The following is a 17,618-nucleotide window of genomic DNA, read 5'->3' on the forward strand; positions in this document are numbered from 1 at the left end:
GGGACTGCACTGTTGGGCGCCGCCTCGGCACGGCGTACCCGCTGCTCCGGGGCCCCGGCGCGGACGCGCCCGAGCCCGCCCGGAGGGGGCGGGCTCGGGCTGCGCCGGGACCGGCGGGGAGCATGAGCCCTGCGCTGTCCCGGTGAGCCGGGCCCGTCAGGGCTGCGGCACCCGCGTGCCGGCGCGGGTGCGGCGGCGGAGGGCCGGGACCGGTGGCGGTGTGGGCGCCGCGGCCAGCAGGGCCGCCAGCGCGGCCGGCGTGGGATGCCGGAACACGTCCCGCAGCGTCAGCTCGCGGCCGAGCTCCGTGCGCACCCGGTTCAGCAGGCGCACCGCCAGGAGCGAATGCCCGCCCGAACGGAAGAAGTTCGCGTCCGGCGTCACCTCCTTGCCGTCCAGCACCTCGCTGAACAGGTCTACCAGCAGTGGCAGCGGACCACCCGGTGCCGGCGGCCGGGGCGGCTGCCCCGATACACCGACGACGGGCACGGCGTACTCGGGCAGCCGGTCCGCCGCCCAGGACTGCGCGTCGGCCTCCGTGACCCCACCCGTCACCCGCGCCACGAGTCTCCCGTCGACGAGGGCCACTTCGGCGCCCGTGACCCCGGGCTGCGCGGCCAGCACCTCCCGTACATGCCCGAGGTCCACCCGGTATCCCGCCACGGTCGCGTACGGCCCGTCGCCCGGCCGGGGCGGGCCGCCCGGCAGAGTGCCGATCCGGGCCGCCGGGTCCGCCGCGAACACCGCCAGGGCGTGTTCGAGGAGCCCCGTGAGCCGCTCGGCGCCGTTCCGCTCGTACAGATCGGTGGCGTACTCCAGCACCCCGTCCAGGCCGCCGTGCTCCGCGTTCCCGGTCAGTGCGAAGGTCAGGTCGGCCTTCGCGGTGTGTGCCCCGAACGGCAGCGCCTCACCGGCCAGCGGGCCGCCCGCCCCGCCCGCGCCGTCCGGCTCCGGGCTGACCCGCAACATCACCTGCGCCAGCGGGTGGTGCGCCGACGACCGGTGCGGGTTGAGGTGCTCCACGACCAGGTCGAAGGGCACTTCCTGGTGCGCGTACGCGGCCAGGTCCGCCTCCCGGACCCGTACCAGCAGGTCGGCGTAGCACGGGTCGCCCGACGTGTCCGTGCGCAGGACCAGCGTGTTCACGAAGAACCCGACCAGCCCGTTCAGCGCCTGGTCGTCCCGGCCGGCGACCACCGTGCCCACCGCCAGGTCGGACCCGGCCCCGCAGCGGGTGAGCACCGCCGCGAGCGCCGCGTGCACCACCATGAACAGGGTGCTGCCGGTGTCCCGTGCGATCCGGTCCAGCCCGTCCCGTACGGACGCGGGGACCGTGAACCCGGTGAGCGCGCCCCGCCCGGACGGCACGGGAGGCCGGTGCCGGTCCGTGGGGAGGTCGGTCAGCGGCGGCAGCTCCGCGAGGGCGCTCTCCCAGAAGCCGAGGCGTGCGTCCTGCCGCCCGGGGCCGAGCAACTCCCGCTGCCAGAGCGTGTAGTCCGCGTACTGCACGGGCAGCGCCTCCCAGGCGGGAGCGGCGCCGGCGGCCCGCGCCGCGTACGCGGTGCCCAGATCGGCCAGCAGGCAGTCCGTCGACCAGCCGTCGGCGGCGATGTGGTGCACCAGCAGGACGAGGGTCTGGCGGCCGGAACCGTCGGACGGCAGGAACAGCCACGCGCGCAGCGGCAGGTCCCGCGCCAGGTCGAAGACATGGCCCGCGGCCGCGTCCACGGCCGCCGCAAGGTCGGCGGGGAAACCCAGCTCCAACTGGGGGCGGGCCCCGTCGAGGACCACCTGGAACGGCTCCCCGCCCTCGGCCCGGTACACCGTGCGCAGCACCTCGTGCCGCTCGGCGACATCGGCCAGCGCGGCGGCGAGGGCGGCCGGGTCCAGCGGCCGGTCCAGCCGTCGCACCATGGCGATGTTGTAGGCGGCGGAGGGCCCCTCCAGCTGGTCGGTGAACCACAGCCGGCGCTGGGCGTACGACAGCGGGACCCGCTCGGGCCGGACGGCCGGGCGCAGCGCCGGCCGGTCCCCGCCGGCGTCCGGGCCCGAGGGCAGCCGGTCGTGCAGCGCCTGCGGAGTGGGGGCGAGGAACAGGTCGCGGACCCCGGCCGCCACGCCCAGCGCCACGCGGATCCGGTTGACCAGTTTGCTGGCGAGCAGGGAATGCCCGCCGCTACGGAAGAAGTTGTCGTCGGGGCGCACCTCGTCCCGGCCGAGGATCTCGGCGAAGAGATCGCACAGCAGCCGCACGCGCGGATGCTCCGGCTCCGACGCCGTCCGCCCGGCCCGTTCCCGCTCCGCCGCGCGCTCGGCGGCGTGCCGCGCAGCGTCGGCGAGCCGCTCCCGGCGGGCGGCGAGAGCGGCCGACTCCGCAGCGGTGAGCAGGCCGAGGGCGCTCAGCGGCCGGCCGGCGTCCGAGGCGAACGCCGTGAGGGCGCGGGCGTACACGTCAAGGAGCAGCCTTGCCGTGTCCTCGTCGAACACGTCCCGCGCGAAGCCGAGCAGCAGGCGCAGCCCGCCGTCGGCCTCCTCCTCGCAGTGGAAGCTCAGGTCGAACTTGGCCGCTCCCAGGTCGACCGATCCGGCCTCGGCGGTCAGCGGGCCGAGCCGCGGCCGGTCCGTGCCGTCCGCCGCCCCGGCGGTCCGTACCGTCAGCATCACCTGGAAGAAGGGGTGCTCGCCGAGGGCCCGCCCGGACGTCCCGGACAGCAGCTCCACCAGGACGTCGAACGGCAGGTCCTGGTGGTCGAACGCTGCCAGGTCGAAGTCCCGCCCCCGCTCCACCAGGGCGGCGGCCGTGGGGTCTCCGGACGTGTCGGCGCGCAGTACCAGGGAGTTGACGAAGCAGCCGACCAGATCGTGCAGGGCCTCGTCGGAGCGCCCCGCGACCGGGGTGCCGATCGCCAGGTCCGCACCCGAGCCGGCCGCGGACAGCGCGGCGGCGAGGGCGGCCCGGGCCACCATGAACAGGCTCGCCCGCCGGTCACGGGCGAGCGCGGCCAGCCCGCTCCGCGCCCCGGCGTCCAGCCGGACGGCGACCGTGCCGCCGCGCCCGGTGGGCTCGGCCGGGCGGGGCCGGTCGTACGGCAGGTCGGTTCGCTCGGGCAGCCCGGCCAGGGCGGTCCGCCAGTGACCCAGCAGTTCCTGCGGATCGGTGAGCAGGTCCCGCTGCCACAGCGCGTAGTCGGCGTAAGTGAGGGGCAGCGGCTCCCACCCGGGGGCGCGGCCTCCCAGCCGGGCGGTGTACGCGGCGCCCAGGTCCCGGAGCAGCGGGGACAGGGACCAGCCGTCCACGGCGATGTGGTGGACGAGCAGGACCAGGGCGCAGGCGCTGCCGTCAACGGTGGTGAACAGCCGGGCCCGCAGCGGAACCCCGTCCGTCACATCGAGCGGCGTACGGCCGAATTCCTCCACTGCGGCGTCGAGTTCCGCCGCGTCGGCGCACCGGACGGTCTCCAGCGCGGGACGGAAGTCGTGCGCGATCCGCTGGTACGGCTCCCCGCCCACGTGCGGGTAGGCGGTGCGCAGGACCGGGTGCCGCCCGGCCAGGTCGGCGAGGGCCGCCGCCAGCGCCCCGGCGTCCGGCACCCCGTCGAGGCGGAGCACCACGGGGGCGTTGTACGTGGCCGAGGGGCCCTCGATCCGGGCGAGCAGCCACAGCGCCCGCTGCGCCGCCGACAGCGGCAGCCGGTCCGGGCGTTCGGCCGCCGGTACCGCGCGCGGCGCGGGCCGGGCGGCGGCGCCGCCTCCGGCGCGGGCGGCCTCGGCGATCCGGCGGTGCAGGGCGGCCGGGGTGGGGGCCAGGAACAGGTCCCTGATGCCGAGTTCCACGCCCAGGGCGGCCCGGACGCGGTTCACCAGCTTGCCCGCGAGCATCGAATGCCCGCCGGTGCGGAAGAAGTTGTCGTCCGGTCCCGCGTGGGAACGCCCGAGCACCTCGGCGAAGAGCCCGCACAGGATCTCCTCCCGCGGACCGCTCACGTCCCGGCGGCCGGGGAGTACGGCCGGCGTCGCGGCGCTCCGCGCTGTGGCCAGCGCCTCCCGCCGGGCCTTCAGCCCGGCCTGCTCCTCGTCGGTGGCCAGCGCGCCGAGCGGCCGGGCGGCGTCCGTGGCGAAGGCGTCCAGGGCCCGGCTGAACAGGTCCAGCAGCAACCGCGCCGTGGACTCGTCGAACAGGTCGACGGCATAGCCCAGCGCGAGGTCGAGCCCGTCGGGGGAGCCGTCCGAAGCCGCTTGGCGCTGGGCGCAGAAGAACGTGAGGTCGAACTTGGCCGCCCGCAGGTCGGCCGTGCCCGGCCGCCCGGTGAGGTCCGGCCCGAGCGGCACCGGGCCCGCGCCCTGCCCGTCGTCCACGGTCAGCATCACCTGGAACAGCGGGTGGTGGCCGAGGGAGCGCTCCGGAGCGAGCCGTTCGACCAGCAGCTCGAACGGCAGGTCCTGGTGCTCGTACGCGGCCAGGTCCGCCTCCCGCACCCGCTCCAGGAGCGTGGCGGCGCTCGGATCACCGGACAGATCCGTGCGCAGGGCCAGGGTGTTGACGAAGAACCCGACGAGCTCGTACAGATCCTCCTCGGGCCGGCCGGCCACCGGCGTGCCGATCACCACGTCCGGGCCGGCGCCGGCCGCCGCGAGCGACGCGGCCAGCGCCGCGCGCACCACCATCGGCAGGCTGGCCCCGTGCTGCCGCCCAAGGGCGAGCAGCGCGCGGTGGGTGGCGGCCGGGACCCGTGCGGTGAGCGTGGCCCCGCGCCCGGAGGGCTCGGCCGGCCGCGGCCGGTCGGCGGGCAGCGCCGTCACCGCCGGTGCCCCGTCGAGCCGCCGCCGCCAGTGGTCGAGCTGCTCGGCGGCGAGGCTGTCGGGGTCGTCCGGGTCGCCGAGCAGTTCCCGTTGCCACAGCGCGTAGTCGGCGTACTGGACCGGCAGCGGCTCCCAGTCGGGCGCCTGGCCCGCGAGCCGGGCCCGGTAGGCGGTGTCCAGGTCGCGGAGCAGGGGGCGTACGGACCAGCCGTCCGTGGCGATGTGGTGGATCAGGAGCACCAGCACGGAACCCGCGTCCCCGTCGGCGTCCGGACCGTCCTGCGAGGTGAACAGGCGCACGCGCAACGGGGCTTCGGTCGTGACGTCGATCGGCTCCCGGACGAACGCGGCCACCTGTGCGTCGCGCTCGGCGGGTGGGCACCGGACCACCTCGGGCGGGGCGACCGCCCCGGGGGCGCGGACCTCCTGGCGGGGCTCGGCGTCCGGGCCGGCCGGCAGGACGGTACGCAGTACCTCGTGCCGCTCGGCCAGATCGGCGAGGGCCGCGCCGAGCACCGCCGGGTCGGGCGTCCCGTCCAGGTGGAGCACCACCGGGGCGTTGTAGGTGGCGGAGGGGCCTTCCAGCCGCCCGAGGAACCACAGGCGGCGCTGGGCGAACGACAACGGGGTCACGGTCATGTCCTCAGGCGTCATGGGCTGCGACGAGCCCGTCGATGTGCGCGGCCAGGTCCCGCAGGCGGGGGTTGGCGTAGACGGCCTTCACCGGCAGGGCCACGCCCAGCTCGGCCCGTACCCGCGAGACCAGCTTGATCGCGAGCAGGGAATGGCCGCCCAGCTTGAAGAAGTTGTCGTCGGGGCCGACGGAGTCCGCCCGGAGCACCGTGGTCCACACTCCGGCGATCAGCCGTTCCGAGGCGGTCAGACCGTCGTCCTCCCCGGCGGGCTCCGTCGCGGACGCCGGTGCGGCCGACGGCGGTTCGGGCAGCGCGGACCGGTCCAGCTTGCCGTTGACTGTGGTCGGGAAGCGGTCGAGGGCGACGAAGACGGCGGGCACCATGTACGCGGGCAGCGCGGCGGTCAGCAGGTCCTTGAGCGCGGCGCCGGTGACCGGTCCGGTGGCCCGGTAGTAGGCGACGAGGCCGGGGGCCACGTGCAGGTCGTCGCGCAGTACGACCGCGGCCTCGGCGACCGACTCGTGGGCGGTCAACGCCGCCTCGATCTCGGGGAGTTCGATGCGGAAGCCGCGCAGTTTCACCTGCCCGTCGGCGCGGCCCAGGTAGTCGAGCCTGCCCTCCGGCAGGACCCGCACCAGGTCGCCGGTGCGGTACATGCGCCCGCCGGGCTCGGCGTCGTGGCCGCTGTCGGCGGTGAACCGCTCGGCGGTCAGGCCGGGCCGGCGGCGGTAACCACGGCCCACGCGGGGTCCGGCGAGGTACAGCTCACCCGTGCCGTCCGGGCCGACCGGCTGAAGCCTCTCGTCCAGGACGCGCATCCGCAGGCCCGGAAGTACGGCGCCGATGTGCGGCGCGGCCGGTTCCCCTGCGGGGGTCGCGATCCAGCCGGCGGAGGCGTCCACGGTGCACTCGGTGGGCCCGTACAGGTTGACCGCGCGGACGGTGCCGGCCGCGGTCAGGTCCGAGATCCTCGACCACAGGGCGGGGCTGATCGCCTCGCCGCCGATCAGCAGGGTCAGCGGGCGCGGGCCGCCGTCGGTGCTCAGCAGCTCCAGCAGCGGATCGGCATGAGAGGGGGTCAGGTCCAGGTCGGTCAGGGACCGCTCGTCCACGAGCGCGGCGAGCAGCGCCGGGTCGGCGCGCGTCTCGTCGTCGATCATCACCAGCGTGTCGCCCCGGCAGATGCGGGTCCACTGCTGCACGGAGGCGTCGAAGGAGGGAGAGGCGTTCCAGCCGACCCGGCCGCCCTCGGTCACGGCGATCCCGGCGTCCTCCAGTTCGGCGAGCAGCCGGGAGGCGGCCTCCCGGCCGATCTCGACGCCCTTGGGCCGGCCGGTCGACCCCGAGGTGTAGATGACGTACGCCAGCGTGTCCCCGGACACCGGCACCGGCCGGTACGCGGGCGCGGGACGGTCGTCGACCAGCAGCTCCGCCATGTCGAGGTGCGGGACCCCGGGCAGCAGCGGCGCGCCGTCCGGGCCGCCGCCCGAGGTGACGACGACGTCGGCGCCGGAGTCCTCGACGAGGTAGCGGCGCCGGTCGGCGGGCAGCTTCGGGTCGACCGGAAGGTAGGCGGCGCCGGCGGTGAGGGCGCCGATCAGCGCGGACAAGAGGCCCGCACCGCGCGGCAGGCAGAGCGCGACCACGCTCTCCGGGCCGACGCCGTGCGCGGCCAGCCGGCCGGCGATCCGCATGGCGTCGGCGCGCAGCCCGTCGAAGGTCAGCTCGCGGTCGGCGGCGATCACGGCGGCGCGGTCCCCGGGGACGGCGGCCAGCCGGTCCAGCAGGTCGGCGGTCACCGGCCGCGACGCGGCGGCGGGCGAGGCGGGGGTCAGGGTGCCGGGGCGCTCGGGCAGTACGGCGGTCATGGCGGTGGTCACTTCCCGAAGACGGTGGTGGACGGCTGGGTGGCGGGGGAGCAGTCGGCCAGCGCGACCGGCTCGCCCATGGCGACGAGGATCTTCCGGTCGCCCGTGAAGGACTCGCGCCCGTGGGCGCACAGGAGGTTGTCGACGAGCATGAGGTCGCCCTGCTGCCAGGTCTCCCGGCGCGTCACCCGGTCGTAGACCTCGTTGACCGTGTCGACCTCGGCGTCCGTGAGCCGGGTCCCGTCGCCCAGGTAGGTGTTGAAGGGCAGGCCGTCCTCGCCGTACGTGTCGACGAGCACCTCGCGGACGTCCGGGTCGAGGGTGCGGCTGTTCCAGAACGCGAAGTGGTTGAACCAGACCCGGTCCCCGGTCACCGGGTGCGTCACGATCGCCGACCGGCGCTGCCGGGTGACCAGGGAGTCGTCGTCCAGCCACTCGTAGCCGATGGTGTTCTCGTCGCAGTACGCCTCGGCGGCAGCCTTGTCGTCGGTGGCGAAGGTCTTGTACCAGGGCAGCCCGGCCAGTTCGGAGTAGTTGCGTACGAGCAGCCAGCCGGCCTCCTCGAACCGCTCCCGCAGGTCCGCCGGCAGTAGCCGTAGGGCCTCCCGCATGTCGCCGACGGTCGTCGCCCCGCCCTCCTCGGGGGCGGTCACGCAGCCGAACAGCAGCACTCCGGGGAAGTCCAGGGTGTAACTGTTCTCGTTGTGCAGGCGGATCGGCTGGGCGGCCGGCAGGTCGGTGGACGAGAACACGCCCTCGCCGAAGTCGGTGCGCGGGGTGGCCTTCTCCTTGTAGCCGGCCCGCTGCTCGATCAGGGCGTCACGGGCGGTGGCGAAGGCCGCCGCGTCGGCGACCGGCAGTCCGCGCAGCAGCACCGCGCCGGAGCGGTGCAGCTCGGCCTGGATCTCGGCCCGGTGGGCGGTCAGCCACGCGGCGGCGGCGTCGATGTCGTGGTGGCCCGGGGTGGCCACGACGGCGGGCTTGCCCGGCTCGCGGATCACGGTCAGGCCGGTCAGGACGGGGGCATCGGCGAAGGTGGTCATCGCAAGAGTCCTCTGCTGGAGGGAGAAAGGAGCAGGAAAGAGGGGACGGGCGGAAGGCGTACGTACGACGGCAGCGGTACGCCGGTTCAGACGGCGGAGGCCGTGAGGGCCGCCGCGGCGGGCCGCGCGCCGCCGTCCAGTACGGAGCCGAGCAGCGCGAAGAAGCCGGGCAGCTGCTGCTGGAAGTAGAAGTGGCCGCCGGGCAGGACGTGCGCCGCGAAGCCCGCCTCGGTGATCTCGGCCCACCGGTCCAGCGCCGCCGCCGGCACCACCGGGTCCGCGTCGCCTCCGATCACCGTCACCGGGCAGTCGACACGGGCCTCCTCGACGGGGCAGCGGTACACGTCGTCGATGGCGAAGTCGGCGCGGATGGAGGGAATGATGATCTCGCGGAGCTCGGGCTCGTCGAGGATCCCGTCGTCCGTACCGCCCCGCTCCTTGATCGCGGCGACCAGCTGGTCGTCGTCGAGCCGCTCGGGGTACACGGCGCTGGGGTTCTCCAGGAACGGCGCCCGGCAGGCCGACGCCACCAGGGAGCGCGGCGCCCGCCCCGCCGCGGTGAGCAGCCGTACCACCTCGAAGGCGACCAGCGAGCCCATGCTGTGCCCGAGGACCACCAGGTCCTCGCCCAGGTCGGCGGGGAGCGCCGCCGCCACCGGGCCGGCCAGGTCGGCGATGGTCAGGGGCAGATCCTCGGCGAACCGGGCGCCACGGCCCGGGTACTGCCCGATCAGCAGCCGTACGTCCTGCGGCAGATGGGCCCGCCACTCGGCGTAGGCGTGTGCGTTGCCGCCCGCGTGCGGCAGCACAAGCAGCGCGGTCCGCTGGGGGCCCTCACCGGGCAGGTCCCAGACGATGTCGTCGGCGTTGGGGAGGGGGGCGGTCCGGTCGGTCATGAGGTGATCCGTTCCTGGTCGGTGCGCCGGCGCAGGGTGGGCCTGGCGCGGCGCGGCTCGGGGGTGGTGGCGGCCCGCGCGGACCAGGCGTCGAGGTGCGCGGCCAGCTGGGCGGGCGTGGGGTGACGGAATACGTCGCGAAGGGTGAGGCTCAGATTCAGGGCGGAGCACAGGCGGTTGGTGAGCCGGGCGGCGAGCAGCGAATGCCCGCCGAGGTCGAAGAAGTTGTCGTCGATCGAGACCGCGGAGGACAGCCCCAGCGCCTCGGTGAAGGCGTCGCACAGGGTCCGCTCCAGGGCGGTGCGCGGTGCGCGGCCTCCGGTGCCCGGACCGGCGTGCGGCACCGGCAGCGCCCGCTTGTCGATCTTGCCGTTGGCGGTGAGCGGCAGCCGGTCCAGCAGGACGACGAACGCGGGCACCATGTGGTCGGGAAGCAGGGTCCGCAGCCACAGCCGGATCTCCGATGGGGAGGGCCGCCCGGTCTCGGCGGGGACCGCGTACGCGGTCAGCTGCGCGATGCCGTGGTGGTCCGGGTGCGTGGCCACGGTGGCTTGTGCGAGGTGGGGGTGGGTGGTGAGGAGGGTTTCGATTTCGGTGGGTTCGATGCGGAAGCCGCGGATTTTGATCTGGGTGTCGGTGCGGCCGGTGTAGTGGAGGTTTCCGTGGGTGTCGTAGTGGGCTTGGTCGCCGGTGCGGTAGAGGCGGGTGCCGGGGGGTCCGTAGGGGTGGGGGATGAAGCGGGTGGCGGTGGTGGTGGGTTGGGTGAGGTAGCCGTGGGCGATTCCGTGTCCGGCGAGGTAGAGCTCGCCTGTGGTGCCGGGGGGTACGGGGCGCAGGTGGTCGTCCAGTACGTAGGCGTACTTGTTGGCCAGCGGACCGCCGATCGGCACCGAGGGGAGCGCGGGTGCCGCCGGGTCCAGGGTGTACGTCGTCGTGAAGCCCATCGACTCGGCCGGCCCGTAGCCGTTGACGATGGTCAGGTCCGGACGGCGCTCGTGCAGCCGCCGGGTGTGCGTCGGTGAGGCGGGTTCGCCGCCGGTGTGGACGGTGTGGGTGGTGGTGAAGGTGTCGGGGTGTTCGTCGGTGAGGTAGTTGAAGAGGCTGGAGGAGAGTTGGAGCATTGTGACGTGGTGTTGTTGGGCGAGGTCGGCGATGAGTGCGGGTTCGGGTCGTTGGCCGGGTTGCAGGACGGTGGTGCCGCCGTGGAGGAGTGCGCCCAGAATTCGAGGCTGAAGGCGTCCCAGGAGACGGGGGAGCACTGGAGGAAGACTTCGCCGGGTCCGAAGGCGCAGTGGGTCTGCGCGGTGAGGGTGGAGGCGAGGTTGCGGTGGGAGGAGAGGATGCCCTTGGGACGTCCGGTCGAGCCCGACGTGAACATCACGCATGCCACGTCGTCGGGCCCTGTACGTACGCCGAGATCCGTGTCCGGCAGCGCGGACATGTCAGTCCCGTCCAGGGCAACCACCGCCCACGGCCCGTTCAGCCGACCGGTCTGACCGGCCGAGGTGATGAGGGCGGTGATGCCGGCGTCGGCGGCGGTGTTCGTGAGTCGCTCGTCGGGGAACTCCGGGTCGAGCAGGGCGTATCCGGCGCCGCACTTGAGGACCGCGAGGATGGTGACGGCGAGTTCCGTCGACCGGTCCAAGAGGACGCCCGCGAGGTCGCCGCGCCCCAGTCCGGTCGTGTCCCGCAGGTGGTGCGCGAGCCGGTTGGCGCGGGCGTCCAGCTCCCCGTACGAGAGCCGCTCCTGGCCGAAGACGACGGCGGTGGACTGCGGACGCAGCCGCGCCTGCTCCTCGAAACGCCCGGTCAGCGACCGGTCGTCCACCGGCACCGCAGTGCCCGCCCACTCGCCCAGAATCCGCTCAAGGTCCTGGTCGGCCATCGGTCGCAGCTCGGACAGCCGCAGGTGCGGGGCCGACACGGCCTGCTCCAGGGTCCGGCGGAACATCGCGGCCATCCGCTCCACGGTCTCCCGCTCGAAGACGTCCGCGCTGTAGAGCACGGTGCCGGTCAGCCCGTCCGCACCGGGCCCGCCGTCGGCCGCCCCGGTGTGCAGCAGGAACTCCAGGTCGAACTTGACGGCCCCGGTCACCACCGGCCTGGCCGCGCCCGCCCGCACCCCGGCGAACTCCGGGCCGGGCGGCGGGCCGCTCTCCACCGCCAGGCACACCTGGAACAGCGGATGCCTGGCCAGTGAGCGCGCTGGGTTGACGGCTTCCAGTACGATGTCGAAGGGCGCGTCCTGGTGGGCGAACGCGTCGAGGTCCGTGGCCCGTACTCGGCGCAGCAGCTCGCGGAACTCCGGATCGCCCGAGGTGTCCGTGCGCAGGACCAGCGTGTTGACGAAGAACCCCACCAGCCCGGCCAGGCTCTCTTCCGACCGTCCCGCCACGGGCGAGCCCAACGGAATGTCGGTGCCCGCGCCGAGCCGGGTCAGCGTGGCCGCCAGGGCGGCCTGCACCACCATGAACGGCGTGCAGCGTTCGGCCCGAGCCAACTCCCGCACAAGCGCGCCGAGTTCCGGACCATAGTCCACCTCCACGGCCCCGCCCCGAAGCCCTGCCACCGGCGGCCGAGGCCGGTCGTGCACCAGCCCCAGCTCCTCCGGAAGCCCCGCCAACGCCTGCCGCCAGTACTCCAGCTGCTCGTCCAGCACCGGCCCGGACAGTGCGGACCGCTGCCACAGCGCGTGGTCGGCGTACGTCAGGGGCAGCGGTGACCAGCCGGGACGGCGGCCCGCCCGCCGCGCCGCGTATGCCTCGGAGAGGTCCGCGAACAGGGGGCGTAGCGACTGCCCGTCCGTGGCGATGTGGTGGAGCAGCACCAGCAGCACAGCCGACTCCGGGCCTGTGCGCAGCAGAGTCACCCGCAGCGGCGGCTCGGCCGCGAGGTCGAAGACGTGCCGGGCTGCCCGCTTCAGCTCGTCCTCCACCGCCTCGGGAGTCACGTCCCGGACCGTGAAGAACACCTCGTCCGCCGGTGCCACCACCTGATGGGGCTCGCCGTCCGCGACGGCGATGCGGGTCCGCAGCGGCTCGTGACGCTCCGCCAGGTCGTTGAACGCGTCCCGCAGCGCGGCCACGTCCAACGGGCCGTCGAGGCGGACAGCCATCGGTACGTTGTAGGCGGTCCCGCCGGCTTCGAGCCCGTTCACCAGCCACAACCGCTGCTGGGCGAAGGACAGCGGCAGCCGTTCCGGGCGCCGGTCCGGGGCCGTCGGCGACGCCAGCGCGGCCCGCCGCCCGGTGAGCTCCGCGAGATGCGCGGCCAGCCGGGCCGGGGTCGAGTACCGGAACACCTCACGCAGGCTCAGCCGAGTGTCCAGCGCCGAGGCGAGACGGTTCGCGAGCCGGGCGGCGAGCAGCGAATGCCCGCCCAGCTCGAAGAAGTCGGCGTCCGGGGACGGCGGCCCGTCGACGCCCAGGACCTCGGCGAACAGGGCGCAGACGATCTCCTCCAGCGCGGTGCGGGGCGCCCGCCCCCGGTCCGTCGCGGCCGACGCGGTGGGCTCCGGCAGGGCGCGCTTGTCGATCTTTCCGTTGGGGGTGAGCGGCAGCCGGTCGAGCAGGACGACGAACGCGGGCACCATGTGGTCCGGCAGCCGCTCCCGCAGCCAGGCCCGGACCACGGCGGGCTCCGGTGCGCGCCCGTCGGGGACAGCCGTCACGTACGCGGTCAGCCGCCCGTTCCCGTACATCACGGTGGCTTGTGCGAGGTGGGGTGGGTGGTGAGGAGGGTTTCGATTTCGGTGGGTTCGATGCGGAAGCCGCGGATTTTGATCTGGGTGTCGGTGCGGCCGGTGTAGTGGAGGTTTCCGTGGGTGTCGTAGTGGGCTTGGTCGCCGGTGCGGTAGAGGCGGGTGCCGGGGGGTCCGTAGGGGTGGGGGATGAAGCGGGTGGCGGTGGTGGTGGGTTGGGTGAGGTAGCCGTGGGCGATTCCGTGTCCGGCGAGGTAGAGCTCGCCTGTGGTGCCGGGGGTACGGGGCGCAGGTGGTCGTCGAGTACGTACGCGTACTTGTTGGCCAGCGGACTGCCGATCGACACGGTCGGCGGTACTTCGCCCGTGCCGCGCGGGACGGTGTGGGTGGTGGTGAAGCCCATGGACTCGGCGGGTCCGTAGCCGTTCACCACGGTGATATGCGGCCAGGTCTCCTGGAGGGTCCGGATGTGGGTGGGGGAGGCGGGTTCGCCGCCGGTGTGGACGGTGTGGGTGGTGGTGAAGGTGTCGGGGTGTTCGTCGGTGAGGTAGTTGAAGAGGCTGGAGGAGAGTTGGAGCATTGTGACGTGGTGTTGTTGGGCGAGGTCGGCGATGAGTGCGGGTTCGGGTCGTTGGCCGGGTTGCAGGACGGTGGTGCCGCCGTGGAGGAGTGCGCCCCAGAATTCGAGGCTGAAGGCGTCCCAGGAGACGGGGGAGCACTGGAGGAAGACTTCGCCGGGTCCGAAGGCGCAGTGGGTCTGCGCGGTGAGGGTGGAGGCGAGGTTGCGGTGGGAGGAGAGGATGCCCTTGGGGCGTCCGGTCGAGCCCGACGTGAACATCACACACGCCGGATCGTCCGCCGTCAGTACCACGCCCAGCCGGGTCCCCGGCCGCGCGGCGATCGCCGTCCCCTCCGCGTCGATCCGTACGGCCGGCCAGGAGCCCGGCACTCGGTGTGCGTGCCCGGCCGAGGTGACGAGGGCCGCGATGCCGGCGTCGGCGGCGGTGCTGGTGAGTCGCTCGTCGGGGAACTCCGGGTCGAGCAGGGCGTACCCGGCGCCGCACTTGAGGACTGCGAGAATGGTGACGGCGAGTTCCGTCGACCGGTCCAGGAGGACGCCCGCGAGATCGCCGCGCCCCAGTCCGGTCGTGTCCCGCAGGTGATGGGCCAGCCGGTTGGCGCGGGCGTCCAGCTCTCCGTACGAGAGCCGCTCCTGGCCGAAGATGACGGCGGTGGACTCCGGACGCAGCCGTGCCCGCTCCTCGAAACGCCCGGTCAGCGACCGGTCGTCCACCGGCACCGCAGAGCCCGCCCACTCGCCCAAAATCCGTCGCGACTCCAGCTCGTCCAGCAACTCCACACTTCGCAGAGGTAGTTCCGGGGCGCCCAGGACGCTGCCGACGAAGCGGATGAAACGGTCCTGGTGCGCGGCCACCGAGGCCGTGTCGCAGGATTGCGGCGCGGCGTCGAAGTCGATCCGCAGTCCGTCCTCCGGTCCCAGGTCGTAGACCGCGACCGCCAGGTGGTCCACCGGCCCGTTCCCCAGGTTGTGCTGGGTGGTCGGCACACCGAAGAACCGCATACCGGGCGCGAAGGCCATGATGTTCACCTGGAGGGAGGTGGGCGGCCGTGCCGCCGCACCCGGCCGGTCAGGGCCTAGCTCCGTCGGCCGGTCAGGGCCCGGCTCCGTGCCGCGGCACATCTCCTCGAACCGGGTCCGCTGCCGGCGCAGCCCCTGCCGGGCCTCCTGCACCACTGACTTCAGCAGTACGGCCAGCGTGGTGTCCGCCGGGACCGGAAGTCGCAGCGGAATGATGTTGGACATCATGCCCGGGGTACGACGGGCCAGTTCCGTGGTCCGCGCGGTCACCGGCAGCGCCAGGGTCAACTCGTCGGCGTCGCTCCCGGAGGCTCGCCGCACGTACGCCGCGACCAGCGCGATCACCATCATCGTCCACGGCGCCCGGTGCGCTCGGGCGGTTTCCCGCAGCAGCTGCGCGTACTCCGTGGGCAGCGTCACCGTGCGCCGGACGAACGGCAGGGACTCCGACGGAACGGGCGCGGAGCGGCCGTTGCCGATCTGGGGGGAGGGCGGCAGGTCCGCCAGCCGCTCCGTCCAGTACGCCCGGTCCGCGACCGCGTCGCCCGAGGCCCGGTAGGCCGCGTCCTGTGCGAGCAGTTCCGTGAGCGACCCGAAAGGACTCGGGCTCCACGGCTCCCCGGCCTCGGCGTGTGCGTACAGCTCGACCAGGCGGGCGTCGAGCAAAGCCAGCCCCGCCCCGTCGATCACCAGGTGGTGGAAGCCGTGGAAGTAGAACCACAGCTCCTCACCGGCCTTCACCAGCGCGTGCCGCGTCAGCCAGTCCGAAGCCAGGTCGAAGGGCCGGGCGAGCTCGGCCGCCATCCAGTCCCGCGCCGCGGCGGCCGGGTCCTCGGCGCCGCTCAGGTCCACTTCGGTCAGCTCCTGGTCGCCGGGCTCGGCGTGCAGCTCCTGCCAGGGGCCGTCCTCGTCGGAGCCGATGCCCCGGATCCGCATGGCGTCGGTCTCGACGGCGAGTTGCCGGAACGCGGCCCGCACCAGCTGCGGATCGACCGGACCGCGCAGCTCCCGGTACTCGCCGACGTTGTAGCGGCGGCCGGAGGGGTCCAGCGCGTGGGCCAGCCAGATGTCGCGCTGGGCCGCCGACAGCGGCAGCCGTACAGACGCCTTGGGGGACATGCGGGGGCTCCTCGGAGACGGGATCGGTGCAGGACGGAATCGGGCGCGCGGGCCGGCGCGGCGGGCGGGGGCGAGGTTCGGCGTGCGGTACGCGGGCTTCGGATCGGGCATCGCGGTGGTGCTGATCGCCGGGAGTGCGGGGCGGGCGTCGGGCGGCCGGGTCGGGGCCGGCCGGAGGTGCCCGGCCCTTCGGCGTACGCCCATCCAATCCGTGCGGCCCGGTTGCGGGCGGCAGTTGTTCCGGCGCTCCAGGAGCAGTTCAGACGGCGGCAGTTGCCTGCGGCGCGCACACTGCCGCACCGGGCACCAGCGCCCGTACGAGCGCGGGCACCCGGAAGTGGGAGGCGCCCTCCTCGTGAGCGGCGCGCACCAGTCCCGACAGGAGCAGCTCGCGTAGCAGGCGCCCGCACTCCGGCAGGCTGCGGCCGGTCAGTGCCGTCAGCGCGGGCAGCTGGAAGCTGTCTTCGAGCGCGCCCGCGCCCGCGCTCTCGCCTCCGCCCGGCGCGGCGCACAGGGCGGTCAGCAGGGTGCGCGGCCCGGCGGGCAGGCGGCCGATACGGTTCCGCAGCGATTCACGCAGGCAGTCGGCCCGGCCGCCGAGGTGGTCCAGGAACGCCGTCGGGTCGGCCTCCAGGGTGTCGCACAGCGCCGCCAGGTCGGACACGACCAGCCAGGACGCGGCGGCGGACAGCGCTCCCGGGTGCCCGTCCAGGAGACGGCAGATCCGCACCGCTCGCTCCCTGTCGGCACCGGCGGCGGCCGGCTCCGGACGGACGCGCCGCACCTGGTCGAGGAACATCCGGACCGCGGGTTCCCCCTCGGCCCCCGGGTCGGCCGGGCGGCCTGACAGGTCCGAGCCATTGCCGTCTGCGGCCGGGACCGGCAGCGGGCACAGCAGGAACAGCCGTTCACCGGGCGCCTGCCACGGCTCGTCGGACGTCACCAGCAGGCGCAGCCCCGGCACGTCGTGCAGGAGACGGGTCAGCCGGTCGAAGCGGGGCGCTCCGGCCGGAGCGCCGTCGAGCACCAGCAGGACCGGTCCCTCGCCCAGGAGTCCACCCGCCGGCTCCGTGTTCTCGGGGCCGGGTTCATCGCCGTACAGCCCGGCCACCAGCCGGTCGGTGAGCTCCGTCCAGATCCCCGGCCCCGTCGGCAGGTACTCGCGGGCCGCACCGGGGAAGGCGTGCCACAGGACGGGCATGCCGCCGCCGTGCAGCGTCGCCGCCACCGCCAGCGCGACCCGGGTCTTGCCGACGCCCGGCAGCCCCACCACATGGGTCAGTCGCTCCTCGCCGTCCGGCGAGAGCTCCCGTACCAGGGTGCCGGTCTCCGTGTTCCGGCCCAGCAGCGGCTGCGGGGCGTCCGGCGGCGCGGGCGGCCCGGCCGTTACGCCCAGGGCCCGGCCCAGCTGCGCTGCGTCCTCCAGCGCGGCCCGGGCCCGCGGCCCCAGCCGCAGCGCGTCCGCCATCAGCCGCACGGTGTCCGTGCGGGGCCGTCTCGCCCGGCCGTGCTCCAGGTCGCGTATCGCCCGCACGCTGATGGTCGACAGGTCGGCGAGTTCCCGCTGGGTGAGTCCGATGCGCAGCCGGTGGGCCCGTATCAGGGCGCCGACCTGCGTGTCCTGGGCGGGACCGGCTGTGACGGTGAGGTTCATGCGTGCTCCGGGGGGTGGTGAGGAGGGACACGTCCCATCCTCGGCAGCCCGCTATCGCGTCACCATCGCCCGGCCGCCCACCGCGACGCCGCGCGGGACGGCGGGCGGCTGCCCCGCTATCACGGCTGTCGGACGAGCCTCACGCCCGTTTGATCACTGCGACTCCGGCCCGTCCGCCCAGGGTGCCTTGGTCTGTTGACAGTGGTGCGGATGTGACGGCTGTTGTCCATGGGGTTGCAGGTCGGCTTGTTGTGAGGCTGTGCGCCGGCTTACGCAGCGGGGCCGGGTCCGGTTCGCGAGCCC

Annotated in this window: 6 protein-coding genes and 2 pseudogenes; all 8 read right to left on the reverse strand. The window is 74.2% G+C overall.

The window, feature by feature from the left end; translation table 11 throughout:
- Window positions 1-156: 156 nt before the first annotated feature.
- The 8 genes and pseudogenes from AS594_RS32790 to AS594_RS32820 all read right to left on the reverse strand — a co-directional run bounded on the left by AS594_RS32790 (window position 157) and on the right by AS594_RS32820 (window position 17,315).
- The gene (locus tag AS594_RS32790; RefSeq protein ID WP_167368063.1) at window positions 157-5,439 is read right to left on the reverse strand and encodes a condensation domain-containing protein; all 5,283 of its coding nucleotides are present in this window, start codon (window positions 5,437-5,439) and stop codon (window positions 157-159) included.
- 4 nt (window positions 5,440-5,443) lie between these two features.
- Entirely contained in the window at window positions 5,444-7,315 is a 1,872-nt protein-coding gene (locus AS594_RS32795; RefSeq protein ID WP_240509136.1) for a non-ribosomal peptide synthetase, read from the reverse strand.
- On the reverse strand, window positions 7,312-8,346 hold the full coding sequence (locus AS594_RS32800) for a TauD/TfdA family dioxygenase (protein ID WP_069775050.1): 1,035 nt from the start codon (window positions 8,344-8,346) through the stop codon (window positions 7,312-7,314). Before AS594_RS32800 ends, AS594_RS32795 begins: the two co-directional genes overlap by 4 nt.
- A gap of 86 nt (window positions 8,347-8,432) precedes the next feature.
- The gene (locus AS594_RS32805) at window positions 8,433-9,242 is read right to left on the reverse strand and encodes a thioesterase II family protein (protein ID WP_069775049.1); all 810 of its coding nucleotides are present in this window, start codon (window positions 9,240-9,242) and stop codon (window positions 8,433-8,435) included.
- Window positions 9,239-9,664 carry a phosphopantetheine-binding protein gene (locus AS594_RS48015; RefSeq protein WP_420877908.1) on the reverse strand — a complete coding sequence of 142 codons (426 nt, stop codon included), beginning with the start codon at window positions 9,662-9,664 and terminating at the stop codon, window positions 9,239-9,241. The genes AS594_RS32805 and AS594_RS48015 overlap by 4 nt, the downstream gene beginning before the upstream one ends.
- Before the next feature lie 3 nt (window positions 9,665-9,667).
- Window positions 9,668-12,942, reverse strand: a pseudogene (locus AS594_RS44845) (AMP-binding protein); the annotation flags it as partial.
- 334 nt (window positions 12,943-13,276) lie between these two features.
- Window positions 13,277-15,865 (reverse strand): annotated as a pseudogene (locus AS594_RS46440) (AMP-binding protein); the annotation flags it as partial.
- A 55-nt stretch (window positions 15,866-15,920) separates the two neighbouring features.
- Complete coding sequence (locus AS594_RS32820; protein WP_069775044.1) at window positions 15,921-17,315, reverse strand: helix-turn-helix domain-containing protein; 1,395 nt, start codon at window positions 17,313-17,315, stop codon at window positions 15,921-15,923.
- Window positions 17,316-17,618: the final 303 nt, after the last annotated feature.

The sequence above is a fragment of the Streptomyces agglomeratus genome (assembly GCF_001746415.1).
GTDB classification, from domain to species: Bacteria; Actinomycetota; Actinomycetes; order Streptomycetales; family Streptomycetaceae; genus Streptomyces; species Streptomyces agglomeratus.

What these genes read in the sequence shown, in the direction of transcription:
- AS594_RS32800 (WP_069775050.1), bottom strand. Translation starts at nt 8,346, where the DNA reads ATGACCACCTTCGCCGATGCCCCCGTCCTGACCGGCCTGACCGTGATC.
- AS594_RS32820 (WP_069775044.1), bottom strand. Translation starts at nt 17,315, where the DNA reads ATGAACCTCACCGTCACAGCCGGTCCCGCCCAGGACACGCAGGTCGGC.
- AS594_RS32790 (WP_167368063.1), bottom strand. Translation starts at nt 5,439, where the DNA reads ATGACCGTGACCCCGTTGTCGTTCGCCCAGCGCCGCCTGTGGTTCCTC.
- AS594_RS48015 (WP_420877908.1), bottom strand. Translation starts at nt 9,664, where the DNA reads ATGGTGCCCGCGTTCGTCGTCCTGCTGGACCGGCTGCCGCTCACCGCC.
- AS594_RS32805 (WP_069775049.1), bottom strand. Translation starts at nt 9,242, where the DNA reads ATGACCGACCGGACCGCCCCCCTCCCCAACGCCGACGACATCGTCTGG.